Here is a 17,501-nt window from a genome sequence, read left to right as displayed (position 1 = left end):
ATCATTTTAGTTGTAACATTGGTCATATAGACTTCGGTTACTTTTTTTTCACCACATTAACGCAGAGGTAGCACTAGCATGGGTGGTATTAGTATTTGGCAACTGCTGATCATTGCAGTGATCGTCATTCTTCTGTTCGGTACCAAGAAGCTGCGCAACATTGGTGGCGACCTGGGCTCTGCCGTAAAAGGCTTTAAGAAAGCCATGTCAGATGATGACAAGAAGGACGCAGATTTCGGCCAGGATAAACTGGAAGAAAAAGGCAGCAACACCGCTCAAAAAAGCGAAGCAAAAGACAAAGATAAAGAGCAGGCATAATCCGTGTTTGATATCGGTTTTTGGGAGCTGATCCTGATCGCCGTTGTCGGTCTGGTGGTGCTCGGCCCCGAACGTTTACCTGTGGCTATTCGCAATGTGTCGCGCTGGATGGGTGCGGCACGTCGTATGGCGACCTCTGTGAGAGACGAGCTTGAACAGGAGCTCAAAATCCAGGAGTTGCAGGAAAACCTGAAAAAAGCCGAGCAGATGGGAATGAAAAACCTGTCACCGGATCTGCAACAGTCTGTTGATGAGCTGAAAAAAGCAGCCGAAGATGTGCAGCGCCCTTACCCTGCTAAGAGCGAGTCACCTGACGCTGCCAGCACTTCCAGTCCGACAAAAGACAAAGCCGAATAGCCGTTTGGTCGGGCTGCTGTACTTATCGAGAAATTATGTCATCTGTTGAAGATACCCAACCGCTCATCAGCCACCTTATTGAGCTGAGAGACCGCTTGCTCAAAGCCTTGATGGCAGTGCTGGTGGTATTCCTTGCGCTGGTTTATTTCGCCAACGACATTTACACCTTCGTCTCCGCGCCGCTGGTTTCCCAGTTGCCGACAGGCGCCAGCATGATTGCAACGGATGTGGCCTCGCCCTTCTTCACGCCAATCAAATTGACGCTGGTGGTGTCAGTGTTTGTTGCGGTACCAATGATTCTGTACCAGGTATGGGCGTTTGTGGCGCCGGGGCTGTATAAACACGAGAAACGGCTGGTGATACCGCTGCTGATCTCCAGCTCCCTGCTGTTTTACTGCGGCGTGGCGTTTGCCTACTTTGTGGTATTCCCGCTGGTGTTTGGTTTTTTCACCTCCATCGCGCCGGTGGATGTGCAAATAGCCACAGACATCGCGAGCTACCTCGATTTCATCCTGGCGCTGTTTATGGCGTTTGGTATTGCGTTTGAAATCCCGGTGGCAATCATCCTGCTGGTGTGGACAGGCGCGGTAGACCCAGACGACCTGCGCAAAAAGCGCCCTTATATCGTTGTCGCCGCGTTTGTGGTCGGCATGTTCCTAACGCCGCCGGATGTGATTTCACAAACCCTGCTGGCTATTCCAATGTGCCTGCTGTTCGAAGTCGGTCTGTTCTTCTCGCGCTTCTACAAGCCGCGTGATGAGGAAAGCAGCGAAAGCGAAGAGCAAAGCCAGGGATAACCCGGCAAGATGCCTGCACAGAAAGCCAGTGATACACTGGCTTTTTTCTTATCTGTACACCATTGAAGAACAAGGAAAGCCAGTGATTGATATCGGGGTAAACCTTACCAACAGCCGGTTTGATAAAGACAGAGAGGATGTGGTTGTCCGTGCCAAAGAGGCGGGTGTCAGTGCCATGGTGTTGACCGGCACTGATCTTGAGTCGAGCAAAGACGCTGCTGAAATGGCAGCCCGGTTACCGGGCTATGCTTTTTCAACGGCCGGGGTGCATCCCCATGACGCCAAAAGTGTTGAGGATCTCACCCTGCCTGCTATCCGCGCGCTCGCTTCCCGGCCTGAGGTGGTGGCAATTGGCGAGTGTGGACTCGATTTTAACCGTGACTTCTCACCCCGCCCGCAACAGGAGGCCGTGTTTGAGGCGCAACTGATGCTGGCGGCCGAGTTAGAGATGCCGGTCTTTCTCCATTGCCGTGATGCCCACGAGCGCTTTCTGGCTATTTTGAAGCCTTACATGGATAGGCTGCCTGCGGCGGTGTTGCACTGCTTTACCGGTTCAGAGGTAGAGCTGAACGAGTGCCTGGCGGCCGGGCTTTATATAGGCATTACCGGCTGGGTGTGCGATGACAGACGTGGTGAAGAGTTGCGTGATATCGTGCCGCTTATACCGGACGACAGGCTGATGGTAGAGACGGATGCGCCGTATCTGCTGCCGCGCACCTTGCGTCCTAAACCCAAGTCGAGCCGTAATGAACCTTGCTATCTGCCGCATATCGTTGGCGAAATTGCGATGTTGCGTGGGCAGGACACTGAGCAGTTGATCACACAAACCACCCTTAACAGCCGTCGATTCTTTGGGCTGTAACCGCTATGATGCATTCAACGCTAACGCACTTGGATTAAGGAGGATACCGTGACCGTATCCATTCAGGGCGCCTATCCGGCACGTCGCCCGCGCCGTCTGCGCAAACACAATTTCAGCCGCCGCCTGATGGCGGAAAACACGCTGACTGCCAGCGATCTGATTTACCCAATGTTCATTCTGATGGGCAAAAACCGCCGTGAGCCGATTGAGTCCATGCCGGGAATTGAACGCCTGTCTATTGATCTCATGCTGTACGAAGCGGAATACCTGGCAAAACTGGGTGTCCCGGCGATTGCCCTGTTCCCGGTGGTACCGCAGGAGTTTAAATCGGCCAATGCTGATGAAGCTCACAACCCGGAAGGCCTGGTTCAGCGTGCCGTGCGTCTGCTGAAAGAACACGTGCCGCAAATGGGCGTGATCACTGATGTGGCACTCGACCCGTACACCCTCTCTGGTCAGGACGGTCTGACCGATGAAGAGGGTTATGTGCTCAACGATGAAACCACCGAAGTGCTGATCAAGCAGGCGCTGTCCCATGCAGAAGCGGGTGCTGACATTGTTGCGCCGTCAGACATGATGGATGGCCGTATTGGCGCTATCCGTAATGCGCTGGAAGAAGCAGGCTACATCCACACCCAGATCCTGGCGTATTCCGCCAAGTATGCGTCTGCTTACTACGGCCCGTTCCGTGATGCCGTTGGCTCAGCGTCTAACCTCAAAGGCGGTGACAAGAAAACCTACCAGATGGATCCGGCCAACAGTGATGAAGCGGTGCATGAAGTCGCCATGGACATCAATGAAGGTGCGGACATGGTGATGGTGAAACCGGGCATGCCGTATCTGGATGTGGTTCGCCGCGTGAAGAGCGAGCTGAAAGTGCCAACTTTCGCCTATCAGGTATCTGGTGAATACGCGATGCACAAAGCCGCCGCCCTTAATGGCTGGCTGGATGAACGCAAAACTGTGATGGAATCTCTGATGTGCTTCAAACGTGCAGGCGCGGATGGCATCCTGACCTACTTTGCCAAAGACGTAGCACGCTGGCTGGCAGAAGAGCAGCAGATGGAACTGCCTGAGTTGCCAAATCAGGAAAGTGCGGAATAAACCGGTTCCCCATGAAAAATGCCAGCGAATTCTCGCTGGCATTTTTGTTTCTGGTAAGGCTTACCTTTTTACGGCGATACGTTGCGCTTGATAGGGTTTTGCAGCGAGATCAGGGTCTCGGTGGATTGCACTTCTTCAATGGCTTGTAATTTGTCGATCAACACATATTGCAGCTCTTCAATGGAGCGGCACATCAATTTGACGAAAATGTTGTAGGCACCGGTGGTGTAGTAGGCTTCCACCACTTCATCGAGCTGCTGGAGTTTTTCCAGGGCAGAGTGGTAGTCCCGTGCCGCGTAGAGGTTAATACCGATAAAGCAGCAAACGTCATAGCCCAGCGCTTTGGTGTTGACCAGAACCTCCGTTCCGGTAATGATCCCCGCCGCTTTCATTTTCTCTACCCGTACATGTACCGTCGCCGGGCTGACTGAAAAACGCTTACCCATTTCCGCATAGGGTACCTTGGCGTCGGCCATCAGGGTGCGGAGGATCTGGCGGTCTAAATCATCCAGTTTTGCAATTTCATTCATGGTGGCCGTTTAACTCCCTGTATCCCAACCCGATTTCCCGTTGACGCCGGTTCTTACCGGTAAAACCTGCATAATAACGCAGATTGAACATATAACCCGCAGATTCCGTGCATGAAACTTGACCAAATAACAGACTTGCCAATACGGTATTATCTTAACGTAACCTTTTTTAAAATAAGCAATTTATTTACATGCACCCATTCATAAAACGAATATTTCTGACATCGGCTTTGCTGATGAGTGGTGCAGCATCTGCAGCTTATCAGGTTCTGGCTGTTCACTCTTATCATCCGGATTTTTTCTGGACGCAATCGCTGGCAGAGGGGATTGAGAAGGGGGTTGCCGGTCAGGATATCGTGGTCCAGCACACCTACCTGGATACCAAACGTGTGCAGTCGCCTTTCTACCTCGAAAGGCTCAAACAACTCTACCGCTCCCGCCTGCTGTCGCACCACTATGACGCTATCATGACCACGGATAACTCCGCGCTCTGGCTGGTGAACGAACTGAGTGAAGAGATCGGCGATATCCCAGTGGTATTTTCTGGCCTGAATGTGGCTGACTACAGCGAATTTCCGGGACTGAAGCGTCTGGGTGGCGTTGAGGAAGTGGTGAACGTGCCAGACAACGTCAGGCTGATCAAAAACCTGCATCCGGAGACGAAAAGGGTCTGGCTGGCGCTCGATGACAGCTTTTCCAGCCGTCAGTACTGGATGGCAATTAACCAGCAATTGAAAGAATCAGAAAGCCTTGGGGTCGACGTCGAGCGGTTGCATCACCTGACCTTTGCCGGCTTGATTGAGCGCATCAATAGGCTGGAAACCGGCGATGTGGTGCTGTTTGTGTCCTATTTCAAGGATGCTGCGGGTGAGTTTATGGATCACGGTGTGCTGCTCAGCCAGATTACTGCATCGGCGCGTGTGCCGGTGTATGGGGCGAACAGCTTTATGCTGCCTTACGGGGTCGTAGGCAGCATCATGGTTGACGGTCAACACCATGGTGAGGTTCAGGCACGCCTGTTAATCAATGCGCTGGAAAATGGCGGTACGCCACCGGTGATTAAAAACGCCAACCACCCGATGTTTGAGTATGCGGAGGCCAAGCGCAGGGGGATAGATACCAGCCAGTTTCATGATGCAATTGTGGTCAATACGCCATTGCCATTTTTACAGCGTAACCGTGATGCCATCTTCAGTAGCCTGGCCATCATGGCCATTGCCGGGGTGATCATCAGCATCCTGACCCAGCATATGAACCGCCGCAAGCGCAGTGAAGAAGCACTGGCACAAAGCCGCGCCCTGTTTAAAGGGGTGTTTGACCAGAGCCACCAGTATATCGCGCTGCTCGATTCCCGTGGACGTGTGGTGTCTGCCAACGGTGCTTTCCAGCGCCTGTTTCCCCATTATGCTTCCCGCAGTTTTATCCCGCTGTGGAAGTGGTCTGAATGGCTGGGCGCTGAGCGTCTCCGCCTGCAGCTTAGCTCGCTTATCGAAGGACAAGCCAGCCGTTTTGAAGCCTGTCTGCTGTCTGAACTGCAAAACGAAGTGATCTTGGATGTGGCGCTCAAAGCGCTGCCGGATCACAGCCATGCCGAAGCACAAATCCTGTTTGAGGCGCGGGACATCAGCCAACGCAAACTGGCCGAGCAGAAACTGCAACGCAGCGAAGTGGAATACCGCATGCTCTATGAGCAGCAACCGGTAATGCTGATGACCATTGACCAGCAATCGCGCATTCAGTCCGTGAACCAATGCGCCATGGAGTGGCTGGGTTACTCCAAACGCCATATGCTTGGTCACAAGGTGACAGAATTCTATGCCGATGACAGCCCGCCACCGCGCAGCCTGCTGAGCAACAAGCACCTTGAAGCATTTGGCATCCGCCGCCGTGAGATCCGGTACCTTACCCGTGATGGGCAGGAGCGCTGGATCCGCGAAAGCGTCCGTTCGACCCAGGTACAGTCCCAACTCCTGCTGGTGGGCGAAGACATTACAGAAAACCGCCGCATGGAGCATCAGCTCCGTTATCAAGCGCAGCATGACTTCCTGACCGGGCTGTATAACCGCAACCATTTTGAAAGCCTGCTGGTGGAGGCGCTCCAAACCCTGTCTGAAGGTGCGGTTGTCCACGCACTGTTCTATATCGACCTTGACCAGTTCCGGGTCATCAACGACACCGTCGGCCATGAGGCCGGTGATGAGGCGTTGAAGCAGACCGCGCAGGCGCTCAGGGAAGCGTTGCCGGAAAACGCCACACTGGCGCGCCTCGGCGGCGATGAGTTCGCTGTCATTTGTTATGACTGCGATGAACAGCAGGCGCAGGCACAGGGCAGGGAGATTGTGGATACCCTGAGTTCGCTGGACTTTTACTGGCAAAATTCAAGGCTGGCACTGAGCTGCTCTGTCGGGGTAAGAATGCTCGACAGCACAGCCGGTTCGCCGCAGCAGGTGCATGCACAGGCAGATACTGCCTGTTACGCGGCTAAGCACGACGGGCGCAGCCGTATCCACCTGTACCGTCCTGATGATGAAGAGCTTCGCCGCCACGAGCGCGAGATGGCCTTCGTCAACAAGATCCATCAGGCGCTGGGGGAAGACAGGTTTGAGGTCTTTGCCCAGCCGATCGTGCGTGTTGCACCGTCTGTGGAAGACAAGCTGTATTTTGAGGTGCTGGTACGGATGCGTGGCGGTGACGGCGAGTATGTCCCTCCGGGGCAGTTTATTCCGGCGGCAGAGCGCTACAACATGGCGCACCTGATAGACAAACGGGTGATTGAGAAGACCCTGGGTTGGTTTGTCCATCACCCGGAATATGTCGACACCATTGGCATGATCTCGATTAACCTCTCCGGGCGCTCTATGAGTGATGAGGATTTTGTGGCATTCCTGATGGAGGCGCTGGCCGAGAGTGTGGTGCCAAGTGACCGGATTTGCCTAGAAATCACCGAGACGGCTGCCATTGGTAACCTGACCGATGCGATTGAGCTGTTCACCAAACTCAAGCAACTGGGTTGTACTATCGCGTTGGATGACTTTGGCTCTGGCCTGTCATCGTTTGGTTATCTCAAGCGCCTGCCGGTAGACATTATCAAAATCGACGGCCAGTTTGTTCGGGATATTGCCGAGGATGAGACGGATTACGTGATGGTACGGGCGATTCATGAGCTGGCCGCGCAAATGGGCAAACGCACGGTGGCGGAGTTTGTCGAAAACGCCGGCATCCTTGAGCGCCTTCAGGCATTGGGTGTGGACTATGCACAGGGCTACTATTTCAGTGTGCCTAAACCCATGGCGCAGCTTGTCTATGAGCAGGCACCGAAAATGCCTGCCGCCGCCCGGGCGTATTGACCGGCCTCTTCTGACCAACCAAACACCTGCATCTTGCAGGTGTTTGCGTATATACTCTGCGCGTTAAACAGACCGGAGAACACAGTTGCTGATTGCCTTAATCTGCGAAGCGCCAGAGCGCGCTGACGCCCTCGACAGTATCGCCTCGCGTTGGGGACTGACCCATGACGACAATGCCCTTTTTGCGCTGGTACTGACAGCATCGCAACTTGAGCTGCGTAAACGCGATGAGCCCAAACTCGGCGCTGTGTTTGTCGACCTGGTCGGTGGTGCAGTCGGTCACCGCCGCAAGTTTGGTGGCGGTAAAGGGCAGTCGATTGCCAAGGCCGTCGGCCTCAACAAAGGGGCGACGCCAACGGTGCTGGATGCCACTGCCGGTCTGGGCCGAGATGCATTTGTTCTCGCCTCCCTCGGCTGTAAGGTGATGATGGTGGAGCGCCATCCTGTGGTCGCCGCCTTGCTGGAAGATGGCCTTGAGCGCGCGAAAGTGGACGCCGAAATCGGTGGCTGGGTGAGCGAGCGTATGAGCCTGCTTCATGCCTCTAGCCATGATGCGCTGGACAAACTTGCTGACGATGAAAGCCTGGCGCGTCCGGATGTGGTCTATCTCGACCCTATGTACCCGCACAAGAAAAAGTCGGCGCTGGTGAAAAAAGAGATGCGGGTGTTCCAGTCACTGGTGGGCGCTGATGACGATGCAGATGGCCTGTTTGAACCGGCGTTTGCGCTGGCGACCAAACGGGTAGTGGTGAAACGGCCTGATTACGCAGAATTTCTGGACGGGAAAACCCCGTCGACCCAGATTGAAACCAAGAAGAACCGTTTTGATGTCTATGTCAAAGCGGCGATGCGCTGATTTCCCTTTTCTTCCCTCCAAACAAAAACGCCTCCAAACGGAGGCGTTGACGGTCAGAAATGGATCACTCCATACCTTTGACCAGCAGCACGGTCAACAGACCGGTCACTACTGATACCAACAGGCCTGACACCAGGATCCAAGGTAACATATCCATTGAATGGGCTCGCTTTCTTAAAGGGGGTTTACATTATTTGTCTTATTGCCGCTGTATTTGATAACACACTGTTCTACTTAACAATGGTCGGTAAATAGTCGTTAATTGTTAGTAACGTTCTGAAACATGTTTGTTTTAGAAAGGTGCGGTATGTCTTATTTTGCGCATAAAAAAACGCCCGGATGGGCGTTTTCTGTTCGTTAAATGTTTCACTCTTTGTGAGGCAGCGCCAGCTTGAGGGCTTCCCGGGAAAGGCTGTTTGCAGCACCGGACTCATTGAGCTTCTCCAGTGTATCCACCAACCAAGCGTAATCGGTCACATCCGGACGGATTTCCAGCGCCTTTTCAAAATGGCGGCGGGCTTCCGGCCATTTTCCTTCACGGAAATAAAGCTGTCCCAGTGCGCTGTGGGTCACTGGATTGTTCTCGTTGTAACGCAGCAAATCCTCAAGCTTTACGATAGCAGGGTGGTAATCTGGCAAGTTCAGTTCCGGCACCATGGCAATCAGGGTTTCATCCGGGTGTTTTTTCAGGTTTTCACGCAGGATGATATAGGCTTCGGAATCGGCATGGCGGCCAATCAGCTGTTTCACCAGACAGGCAATCAACGGTGTTTGCTGGCGGGCGTTGCGGCTCAGGCTGTTCCAGTGTGCCAACAGGCCATCGCTGCCTTTTTGGGTAGCAATGTGCGCCATCAGGCCACATTCGGCTTTCTGTTCGAGTTTGGCTGCTTCCTCATCAGATACTGCTTTTACCCGTTTCAGTGATGGCAACAGGCGCAGCAGTGCCTGCCAGTCCTGCAGCTTGAGATAGGTATCTTTCAAAAGGTTGAGCAACACCGTATTGCGCGGATTGGCATCCAGCAGCCCTTGAATGCTCGCCAGCGCCTCTTCATATTGACCCTGGCGGTATTGCAGTTTGGCACGGGTCAGAGAAGTGGCCAGGCTGTCGGTTCCGAAATCCGCGGCCTGTTGCAGGTAGCGGTCGCGGTTTTCCACGTCACCACGCCCTTGCGCAGCTTCTGCTGCAGCCAGGTAGTTCAGCAAAGGGGCATCACTGCCAGTGACACCCTTGACCACCAGTTTCTCCGCCTGTTTCCAGTCGCCTTCCAGCAGTTTAAGCATGCCGTCATTGGTCAGTTTGCGGGCTTTTTTACTCTTGCGGCCGGAAAACCAGCCGCGGGTCGAGCTTGAAAGCGAAAACAGTTTGCGGATGATAAATTCCAGCAAAAACAGAGAAGCAAAGGCCAGCACCACCAGAATGATCAGGGTAGTGACGCTCATTTCAATGGTTTGGTTGGCGGCTGAGATCAGCACGTAACCCTGTTGGCCCGCCAGATCCGGGCCGACAATCAGGCCGGCGATCAGGGCGATAACCAGAAGGAGAATTTTGATCATTGGCTGTTCTCCTCCGACGGTAACGGTGCCAGATCGCGGCGCAGGCGTTCATCCAGCATGTCGCTGATCAGGGCCTGGCTCTTCAGCGCTTCTGGGTAAGATACGTCAATAGTCTGCTGACTCAGGTGCGTCAGTGTCGCTTCAAAGCTCTTGGTGATTTCTGCATCCTGGTTGTAAAAACGCTCAGTCCATTCTTTGGCGGTTTTGAGCGATTCTGCATACAGACGGCCGTTTTCGCGGTAAACCGCAGTGATGGCCTGATCCAGCTTGGCTTTGAGGTTTTCTTGCAGGTAGAAAGTCTGCGCCGGTGACAACAGAGGGACCACGTTGCCTTCGCGTTTGCGGTAGGTGATGAACTGGCCGACGAAATCTTCAAATGACGCTTTCAGGTTTTGTTGCCAGTCGTCGACATTGGCCGATACCGGGTGGGTTTCGGTCTGCTCAGCTTCTGGCATGATAGCGTTAGCCAGTGGCAGCTTGTCCACTTCCTGTTGCAGTGAGGTCAGGCGCAGCACGATACCGTCGGTATCGATGCGTTTAATGGCTTTCAGCTCCTGAATGTCTTTCGCCATCGCCTGACGGATTGGGGTCAGTGACGGGTCATTCAGTTCGGCAATACGTTGGTCAGCGGTTTCCATCAGGGTGGTTGCGGTCAGGGCATCGTGCTCCAGCCACAGCTGGCGACCTGCCTGTTTCACCAGGTAATCCGCTTCTGCCAGCAGCCAGTCGTTCGGACGACGGCCTTTGATGTCTGCCAGCGCTGATTGCAGGCTCTTGATGGTTTTATCCTGCTGGTCAATCAGCACCTGAGTGTCACGCACGGCGTTTTCGACAGCCGCTTTGCTTTGCGCTTCACTTTGCGACAGGGCAGATTTCAGTGTGTCGATGTCACCGGTCAGGGCACTGATGCTGGCATTGAGGTTTTGAGTCTGCTGGTGGCCGTGATAATAGAGACCACCGCCAAGGGCAATCACCAGCACGATGGCGACAACAGACAGGCCGTTACCGCCTTTTTTCTCTTTGGCCGCAGGAGCGGGAGGCGGGGAAGCCGGTGGCGTGGTGTCATTCGCCTTGACTGGCTCTTTCGGCGCCGGTGCGTCGGGTTTGTTTGGCGTATTGCTGGCTTTGTTGTCGGTGCCTGAAGGCCGAGTGTCCTTGGCGGACGATGATGTTCCAGTGCCTTTAGGGGATGCTGGCGCCGACGAAGCGTTGCCTGAGCCTGATGTCTTATTCTTGTCTGTCATCCGTATGTCCCGAGTTGTTCATCTCGTGTAAAGCGTTGAACAGTGCTTGATTGGACGCGCTGTTTACGCAGCTAATTGCCGAAAAACCAAGGTCAATTGCTTGATTGTAAATCCGTTTGCTTGGCACCAGTATATGGCATTCTCGTAACCAATGTTGGTCACTCTGTGAGATTGTCTGGCACAAAAGCGAAAGTTGCTCACCGCTGGTGATCACCAGAGTATCCACGCCTTCCGCTCGCCATCGCATAGTCAGTGATGATAGGGGCTCACTGGTCCAATGTCGTTGATAGGCTTCAAAATAGCGCACCTTAGATCCCTGCGATTTCAGGGTATCGCCGAGTAGGGCGCGGCCACCGTTGCCACGCAGTACCAAAACCGACAGGTTTTTTGGTTCTGCGAATACGGGCAGCGATAACATGCCTTCACTGTCTTCTGTCGTTGGTTGCCATGCTTTGATGCCACTCAGGCGTTGCCATTCCGCCGCCGTTTTTTCTCCGACCGCGACATAATGCAAATCGTCACGCCAAAAGTGATTTTCTTCATCGAGCTGATGCTGGGCATATTCAATAGCACGTGGGCTGACCGAGACCACCACACTGTGTGGCGGGAGTGCATCTAGGGATGCAGACAGATCGGGTAAATCTTGTCCGGCAGAGAAAGACAACAAAGGCGCGGGTAGCGCCTTTATTCCCGCCTGGTTGAGACGGTCACTCAGCTCGTTACAAGCCGGTGCCGGACGGATAACGAGGACGGTCATACCTCGTCCTGATACAGCCTTTCGAGGATCGCACGTGCACCGTCTTCCAACAGTTGCTCGGCAAGACCAGTACCCAGCTCTTCTGCTTTTTCCAGCGGACCTGTTACTTCGCCGCTGATGATTTTGCTGCCATCCGGCTCACCGACCAGGGCACGCAGGTGGATTTGGTCACCATGGATTTCGGCGTAGCTGCCAATCGGCACCTGACAGCCACCCATCAGGCGGTTGTTCATGGCGCGTTCACACAATACGCGGTAAGTGGTGTTGGCATCCGCCAGGGGTTCCAGCAGGGCACGAACACGTTCGTCATCGAGACGGCACTCAATGCCCACCGCGCCCTGGCCGACTGCCGGCAGGATTTCTTCCGGTTCAATCTCATTGCGGATGCGGTCATGAAGGCCAAGTCGTTTCAGGCCGGCAGATGCCAGGATGATGGCGTCGTAGTCACCGTTGTCCAGTTTGCCAAGACGGGTGCCGACGTTGCCGCGCAGATCTTTGACCACCAAATCCGGGCGCATGGCGCGCAGCTGACACTGGCGGCGCAGGCTGGAGGTGCCAACTACTGCGCCCTGAGGCAGCTCGCTGATGCTGGCGTAAGTGTTGGAAACAAAGGCGTCACGTGGGTCTTCACGTTCACAGATAGTGACCAGTCCCAGCCCTTCCGGGAACTCGACCGGCACGTCTTTCATTGAATGCACGGCGATGTCCGCGCGTCCTTCCAGCATGGCCTGTTCCAGCTCTTTCACGAACAGACCCTTACCGCCCACCTTCGCCAGTGGGGTATCCAGAATGATGTCGCCTTTGGTCACCATAGGCACCAGCTCTACCACCAGACCCGGATGGGTCGCTTCCAGGGCTGCTTTAACAAATTCTGCCTGCCACAGCGCGAGCGGGCTTTGGCGGGTGGCGATGCGAATAGGGGTTGAATTCATAGTGACGTCCATTTGGTTTGCTTAACGCTAATCGTATCATCGCTTTATCTTTCTTGATAAGAGAAGCCGGGCGTGGGGGTTAAAACGTGCGAAGGTGGACGCTTTGGACTAATATCATGTGATAAAGATCAAATTTTGCGGGGCCGCAAGTGGGGCGAAATCGTCCTTGGTTCACTTAATTTCGCATCAATTTTGAGATAAAGCGTTGTCTCACTCACAGTTTTGGTCATATAGTGAACAATATGCAGCGAAAGTAGCGAGGCATCGCTTGCTTTACGCTCCAGGAAAAAACTGTTAGATTGATCACGTTTTTATCCATGAGCTCGGAGTGGTTGTTAATTCGGGCTCATTACGTTGACTGGGATGTCGGCAACTTTGGATGTTTATCTTGCAAAACTATGTTGATCAGCAAATAGCGCGACTGGAAGCATTCAACCTTGTGAGGTTGGAACGTGCGCGTAGTGCGATGCACTCGCAAGCCGTAAACGTGTTTAACGTTTTACCGGCGTTGCTGCATTTTAACCATCCTGCCATTCCCGGTTACCTCGAGCGCAGTGTGCTTCACGGCGTCTGCAACTTTACCCTCACCAACGACCAGCAAGACTTCATCAGCGATTGTGCATTGGCTGCTAGCCAACCGGCACCCAGCAAGCCATTTTCCCAGGAATTCCCTATTAAGGGACTGTTTTCTATGGGCAGTACTGCCTCCATGGGACAAAGCCTATCCAGTGATTTGGATATCTGGGTGTGTGTTCAGGACTGGGTGAATGCCGACGATCGCGCCATGCTGGATGCCAAATGCGCCCTGATCTCTGAATGGGCGATGGCGCAGGGAGTCGAGGTCAATTTCTTCGTCATCTGCGAACAGCGTTTCCGCCAGTACTTGACTCAGGAGATGACCACAGACAACTGTGGCTCGACCCAGCACTATCTGTTGCTGGATGAATTCTACCGCTCGGCCGTGCATCTCGCCGGGCAACATCTGCTGTGGTACCTGGTGCCGCCGGAGATGGAAAACTGCTATGAAGACTATGTTGGCGAGCTGATTGCCAGTGGTGCGGTGCGCCGCAATGAGTGGGTCGATTTTGGCGGACTGCCGTCAATTCCTGCGGAAGAGTATTTCGGCTCCAGCCTGTGGCAGCTGTATAAAAGCATTGATTCACCTTACAAATCGGTATTGAAAGCGATTTTGCTCGAAGCCTATTCCTGGGAATATCCTGGGACCCAGCTTCTGAGTGTTGACGGCAAGCGCCGCTTCTTCTCCGGTATGCTGGATGTGTATCAGTCCGATGCTTACTACCTCATGCTGGAGAAGGTGACGCGCTACCTTGAGCGTATTGACGATCACCGCCGTCTGGATCTGGTGCGTCGCTGCTTCTACCTCAAAACCCATGAAAAACTGACCCGCGATCCGGGTCCAGGCTCGGTGCCGTGGCGCCGCGAAGTGCTGTGCATCCTGACCCGTGAGTGGGGCTGGACACAGGACGATATCGCGCACCTGGACAATCGCCGCAACTGGAAAGTGGAAGATGTAAAGGAAGCGCACAACGAGCTTCTCGAAGCCCTGATGCTGAGCTACCGCAACCTGATCCGCTTTGCACGCCGCAATGACATCACCTCTGCTATCAGCCCGGAAGACATCAGTATTCTGGCGCGTAAGCTGTACGCAGCATTTGAGGTGTTGCCGGGTAAAGTGACCTTGCTTAACCCGCAGCTGTCACCGGACTTGCACGAGGCAGATCTGACCTTTATCCATGTGCCGGAAGGGCGCAACAACCCGCCGGGCTGGTATCTGTACAAGCATTCGCTCAAACCGGTCGACATCATTGGCCGTGCGCCGTTGGAGCATAACCGCTACCTGTCCAAGCTGGTGGCATGGGCTTATTTCAATGGCCTTTTGACCGAATCCACCCGTCTGCATGTGGTGAGCAAAACCAGCAATGTGGACATCGACAAGCTCTACCAATTGGTGAGTGATATTCGCAACACCTTCTCCGTGCGCCGTCCTCAGCCATCGCTGCAGGCGTTGTCGAGTCCGTGTGAAATCCGCAAACTGGCGCTGTTTATCAATCTTGAGCAGGATCCGACCTCGGAACTCAAGCAGCCTGCTGCCCGGTTTGATTTCAAAAATACCGACATTTTCTGCTACGGGCTGGATCAGCAGTGTCTGGTCAGCAGTGTCGATCTGGTTTACCGCAACAGCTGGAACGAAGTGCGTACCCTGAACTTCAAGGGTGAGAATGCCATTCTCGACGTACTCAAAACCCTGCTCGGCAAAATGCACCAGGACGCCATTCCGCCGGAATCGGTGGACGTGTTCTGTTATGCCGGCAAGATGCGTGGCCTGATCCGCAACCTGGTGTACCAACTGGTGGCGGAGTGTATCGACCTGCGCCTCAAACCGGTTGATCAGGAAAAACGCCGCCGCTTTAAAGCCATCCGCGTGGCAGATCAGACCTTTGGCCTATTCTTCGAACGCCGTGGTGTGTCAGTACAGAAACTGGAAAACTCCGTCGACTTCTACCGCTCCATTTCCACCAACAAAGTGCATGGTTCACCTATCATGGTGTTGGACAAGGAAACGGAAGTTCACCCGCCGGAAGTGGTGGATGCCTACGCCAGTGAACGACTTATCCAGTTCTTCTTTGAAGATTGCGATCAGGGTTTCCACATCTATGTGCTGGACGAGAATAACCGGGTGGAAGTTTACCGCCAGTGCAGCGGTGATAAAGAAGAGATGGTGCAGGGTGTAAACCGTTTCTACACCTCATCGCAGGAATCGACCAACTTCGGTGGTAAGGCTGGCAGTTTCAACCTGCCGCAGTTTTACGACATCATCTATCAGGCTGATGGCCGTGCCCAGGTTATTCCTTACAAGAGCGATCGTCAGTGGCAGCGCAGTAGCGATGCCGGTAAAAACGCCGCGCAGTTTATGTCGCGCTGAGAAAAAGGCTGACAACACAGGTTGTCAGCACTCTATTGTTACCCATCAAGTGTTACCAAGCGGCTGTTACCACTCGACAGCTTCGCCCGCGTGCTTGCTGCACTCTTGCTTTACCATGTCCATAAAGACCATGCCGGTCTTGCTGCAAACCCACTCATCATCCTGGTAACCGAAGTGGAATCCGCCTGAGCGCGATGCCAGCCAAATCTCTTTCATCGGCTCTTGGCGGTTGATAATGATCTGGCTGCGGTCTTCAAATTCCAGTGTCAGGACGTTGCCGTTGGTCTCGTAATCGATATCGGCACCGCTTTCGTCGATACCCTCTTCAATCGCCATCCATTGCACGTCAACCAGTTCGTGGTATTGGCTTGTGTTCATTCTCTGTCGTCCTATTGCTTTTCAGTGTGTTGATGCGATTATAGAGGGCATTAACTTTTGGATCACTGGCGATAATGATGCGAACTCCCCTGAAACTTGCCTTGCTGGCAGCCGTAACCCTGCTTTCAGCATGTGGCCAACAAGGGCCGCTTTATTTTCCTGAAGATGCGCCGGCGCAGACTGCACCTGCTGCTTCAGAAACTCCACAGGACGCTCAGGGCGCCACTCAGCAATAAATTTTTGGACAGGGAAGGACAACGTTGGACTATTTCAATTATCAGGATGATGGGCAGTTGTGGGCAGAAGATCTGCCATTGGCACGACTGGCTGAAGAGCATGGCACCCCGCTGTACGTATACTCACGCGCCACGCTGGAGCGTCACTGGCATGCGTTTAACAACGCAGCGGGCGATCATCCGCACCTGATTTGCTATGCCGTGAAAGCCAACAGCAACATCGGTGTGCTGAATGTGCTGGCACGCCTCGGCTCTGGTTTTGATATTGTCTCCCAGGGCGAGCTGGAACGCGTACTGGCAGCGGGCGGTGACCCGGCCAAAGTGGTGTTTTCCGGTGTGGGTAAAACCGAGGTGGAGATGGCGCGCGCGCTGAGCCTAGGCATCAAATGCTTTAACGTTGAGTCGGAAGCCGAACTTGACCGCCTCAACAAAGTGGCGGGCGACTTGGGTAAAGTGGCGCCAATCAGCCTGCGCATCAATCCGGATGTGGATGCGAAAACCCATCCTTACATTTCTACCGGCCTGAAAGAGAACAAATTCGGTATCGCGTTTGACCGCGCACGTGACGTTTACCACTACGCGCACAGCCTGCCAAATCTGGAAGTGCACGGTATCGACTGCCATATCGGCTCGCAGCTGACCGAGATTGAACCGTTTATCGAGTCAACTGACCGTCTGCTGGCACTGATTGATGAGCTGCGCAACGACGGCATTCATATTACCCACCTGGATGTGGGCGGTGGCCTCGGAGTGACTTATCACGATGAGAAGCCACCCCAGCCATCGGAATACGCCAAAGCATTGCTTGATCGCCTGTCGAACCACCAGGATATTGAACTGGTGTTTGAGCCGGGCCGCGCCATTGCCGCTAACGCAGGCGTGCTGCTGACCAAAGTGGAATTTCTCAAGCACACTGAGCACAAGAACTTTGCCATCATTGATGCCGCAATGAACGATTTACTCCGCCCTGCGCTGTATCAGGCGTGGCAGGAAATCGTACCTGTCATTCCGCGCGACGGTGAAGCGCAAACCTATGATTTGGTAGGGCCTGTGTGTGAAACCGGCGATTACCTGGGTAAAGATCGAGCCCTGGTGCTGGAAGCCGGCGATCTGCTGGCGGTGCGCTCTTCCGGCGCATACGGTTTTGCGATGTCTTCCAATTACAACACCCGTTGCCGTGCGGCCGAAGTGATGGTCGATGGTGACAAAGCCCATCTGGTGCGCCAGCGTGAACCGCTGGAATCCCTGTGGGCACTCGAGCAGGTACTGCCTGAATAAAGGACCC

General features: G+C 54.1%; 16 protein-coding genes. 10 read left to right on the top strand and 6 right to left on the bottom strand.

Annotated elements, in window-relative coordinates:
• Positions 1-78: 78 nt before the first annotated feature.
• The 5 genes from tatA to hemB all read left to right on the top strand — a co-directional run bounded on the left by tatA (position 79) and on the right by hemB (position 3,438).
• Complete coding sequence (gene tatA / locus KU854_RS21485) at positions 79-318, top strand: Sec-independent protein translocase subunit TatA (RefSeq protein ID WP_218360374.1); 240 nt, start codon at positions 79-81, stop codon at positions 316-318.
• A 3-nt stretch (positions 319-321) separates the two neighbouring features.
• Positions 322-675 carry a Sec-independent protein translocase protein TatB gene (gene tatB, locus KU854_RS21480; protein ID WP_218360373.1) on the top strand — a complete coding sequence of 118 codons (354 nt, stop codon included), beginning with the start codon at positions 322-324 and terminating at the stop codon, positions 673-675.
• A gap of 35 nt (positions 676-710) precedes the next feature.
• Complete coding sequence (gene tatC / locus KU854_RS21475; RefSeq protein WP_218360372.1) at positions 711-1,472, top strand: Sec-independent protein translocase subunit TatC; 762 nt, start codon at positions 711-713, stop codon at positions 1,470-1,472.
• Between the two features lie 82 nt (positions 1,473-1,554).
• Positions 1,555-2,334, top strand: coding sequence for a 3'-5' ssDNA/RNA exonuclease TatD (tatD, locus tag KU854_RS21470; protein WP_218360392.1), 780 nt, complete (start codon positions 1,555-1,557; stop codon positions 2,332-2,334).
• Positions 2,335-2,382: 48 nt separating this feature from the next.
• The gene (hemB, locus tag KU854_RS21465) at positions 2,383-3,438 is read left to right on the top strand and encodes a porphobilinogen synthase (RefSeq protein ID WP_218360371.1); all 1,056 of its coding nucleotides are present in this window, start codon (positions 2,383-2,385) and stop codon (positions 3,436-3,438) included.
• Between the two features lie 68 nt (positions 3,439-3,506).
• Here the strand turns inward: hemB and asnC are convergent, their stop codons facing one another.
• Complete coding sequence (gene asnC / locus KU854_RS21460) at positions 3,507-3,968, bottom strand: transcriptional regulator AsnC (protein ID WP_218360370.1); 462 nt, start codon at positions 3,966-3,968, stop codon at positions 3,507-3,509.
• A gap of 236 nt (positions 3,969-4,204) precedes the next feature.
• On the opposite strand from asnC, the gene KU854_RS21455 reads away from it, so the two are divergent.
• Positions 4,205-7,315, top strand: a complete 3,111-nt coding sequence (locus KU854_RS21455; protein WP_255555677.1) for an EAL domain-containing protein — start codon at positions 4,205-4,207, stop codon at positions 7,313-7,315.
• Positions 7,316-7,400: 85 nt separating this feature from the next.
• Positions 7,401-8,171 carry a class I SAM-dependent methyltransferase gene (locus KU854_RS21450; protein WP_218360368.1) on the top strand — a complete coding sequence of 257 codons (771 nt, stop codon included), beginning with the start codon at positions 7,401-7,403 and terminating at the stop codon, positions 8,169-8,171.
• 366 nt (positions 8,172-8,537) lie between these two features.
• Here KU854_RS21450 and KU854_RS21445 read toward each other — a convergent pair whose 3' ends face one another.
• From KU854_RS21445 to hemC, 4 genes are read right to left on the bottom strand one after another with little or no spacing between them, the layout of a single operon-like run.
• On the bottom strand, positions 8,538-9,725 hold the full coding sequence (locus tag KU854_RS21445; RefSeq protein ID WP_218360367.1) for a heme biosynthesis protein HemY: 1,188 nt from the start codon (positions 9,723-9,725) through the stop codon (positions 8,538-8,540).
• Positions 9,722-10,969: a uroporphyrinogen-III C-methyltransferase gene (locus tag KU854_RS21440; RefSeq protein ID WP_218360366.1), complete on the bottom strand. Its 1,248-nt coding sequence runs from the start codon at positions 10,967-10,969 to the stop codon at positions 9,722-9,724. Before KU854_RS21440 ends, KU854_RS21445 begins: the two co-directional genes overlap by 4 nt.
• Entirely contained in the window at positions 10,953-11,726 is a 774-nt protein-coding gene (locus KU854_RS21435) for a uroporphyrinogen-III synthase (protein WP_218360365.1), read from the bottom strand. The genes KU854_RS21440 and KU854_RS21435 overlap by 17 nt, the downstream gene beginning before the upstream one ends.
• On the bottom strand, positions 11,723-12,658 hold the full coding sequence (hemC, locus tag KU854_RS21430) for a hydroxymethylbilane synthase (protein ID WP_218360364.1): 936 nt from the start codon (positions 12,656-12,658) through the stop codon (positions 11,723-11,725). The genes KU854_RS21435 and hemC overlap by 4 nt, the downstream gene beginning before the upstream one ends.
• Positions 12,659-13,037: 379 nt before the next feature.
• Between hemC and KU854_RS21425 the strand changes: the two genes are divergently transcribed.
• Positions 13,038-15,602, top strand: a complete 2,565-nt coding sequence (locus tag KU854_RS21425; RefSeq protein ID WP_218360363.1) for a class I adenylate cyclase — start codon at positions 13,038-13,040, stop codon at positions 15,600-15,602.
• 66 nt (positions 15,603-15,668) lie between these two features.
• Here the strand turns inward: KU854_RS21425 and cyaY are convergent, their stop codons facing one another.
• Complete coding sequence (gene cyaY, locus KU854_RS21420; protein WP_218360362.1) at positions 15,669-15,980, bottom strand: iron donor protein CyaY; 312 nt, start codon at positions 15,978-15,980, stop codon at positions 15,669-15,671.
• A 74-nt stretch (positions 15,981-16,054) separates the two neighbouring features.
• Here cyaY and lptM point away from each other — a divergent pair, with 74 nt between their 5' ends.
• Together lptM and lysA are read left to right on the top strand one after the other, a co-directional pair.
• Positions 16,055-16,216, top strand: coding sequence for an LPS translocon maturation chaperone LptM (gene lptM, locus KU854_RS21415; RefSeq protein WP_218360361.1), 162 nt, complete (start codon positions 16,055-16,057; stop codon positions 16,214-16,216).
• Between the two features lie 24 nt (positions 16,217-16,240).
• Positions 16,241-17,494, top strand: coding sequence for a diaminopimelate decarboxylase (lysA, locus tag KU854_RS21410; protein ID WP_218360360.1), 1,254 nt, complete (start codon positions 16,241-16,243; stop codon positions 17,492-17,494).
• The last annotated feature ends 7 nt before the right edge of the window (positions 17,495-17,501 follow it).

Origin of the sequence: Enterovibrio paralichthyis, from assembly GCF_019209835.1 — a bacterium.
Taxonomy (GTDB): Bacteria; Pseudomonadota; Gammaproteobacteria; order Enterobacterales; family Vibrionaceae; genus Enterovibrio; species Enterovibrio paralichthyis.
This window is presented reverse-complemented; position numbering and strand designations above follow the sequence as displayed.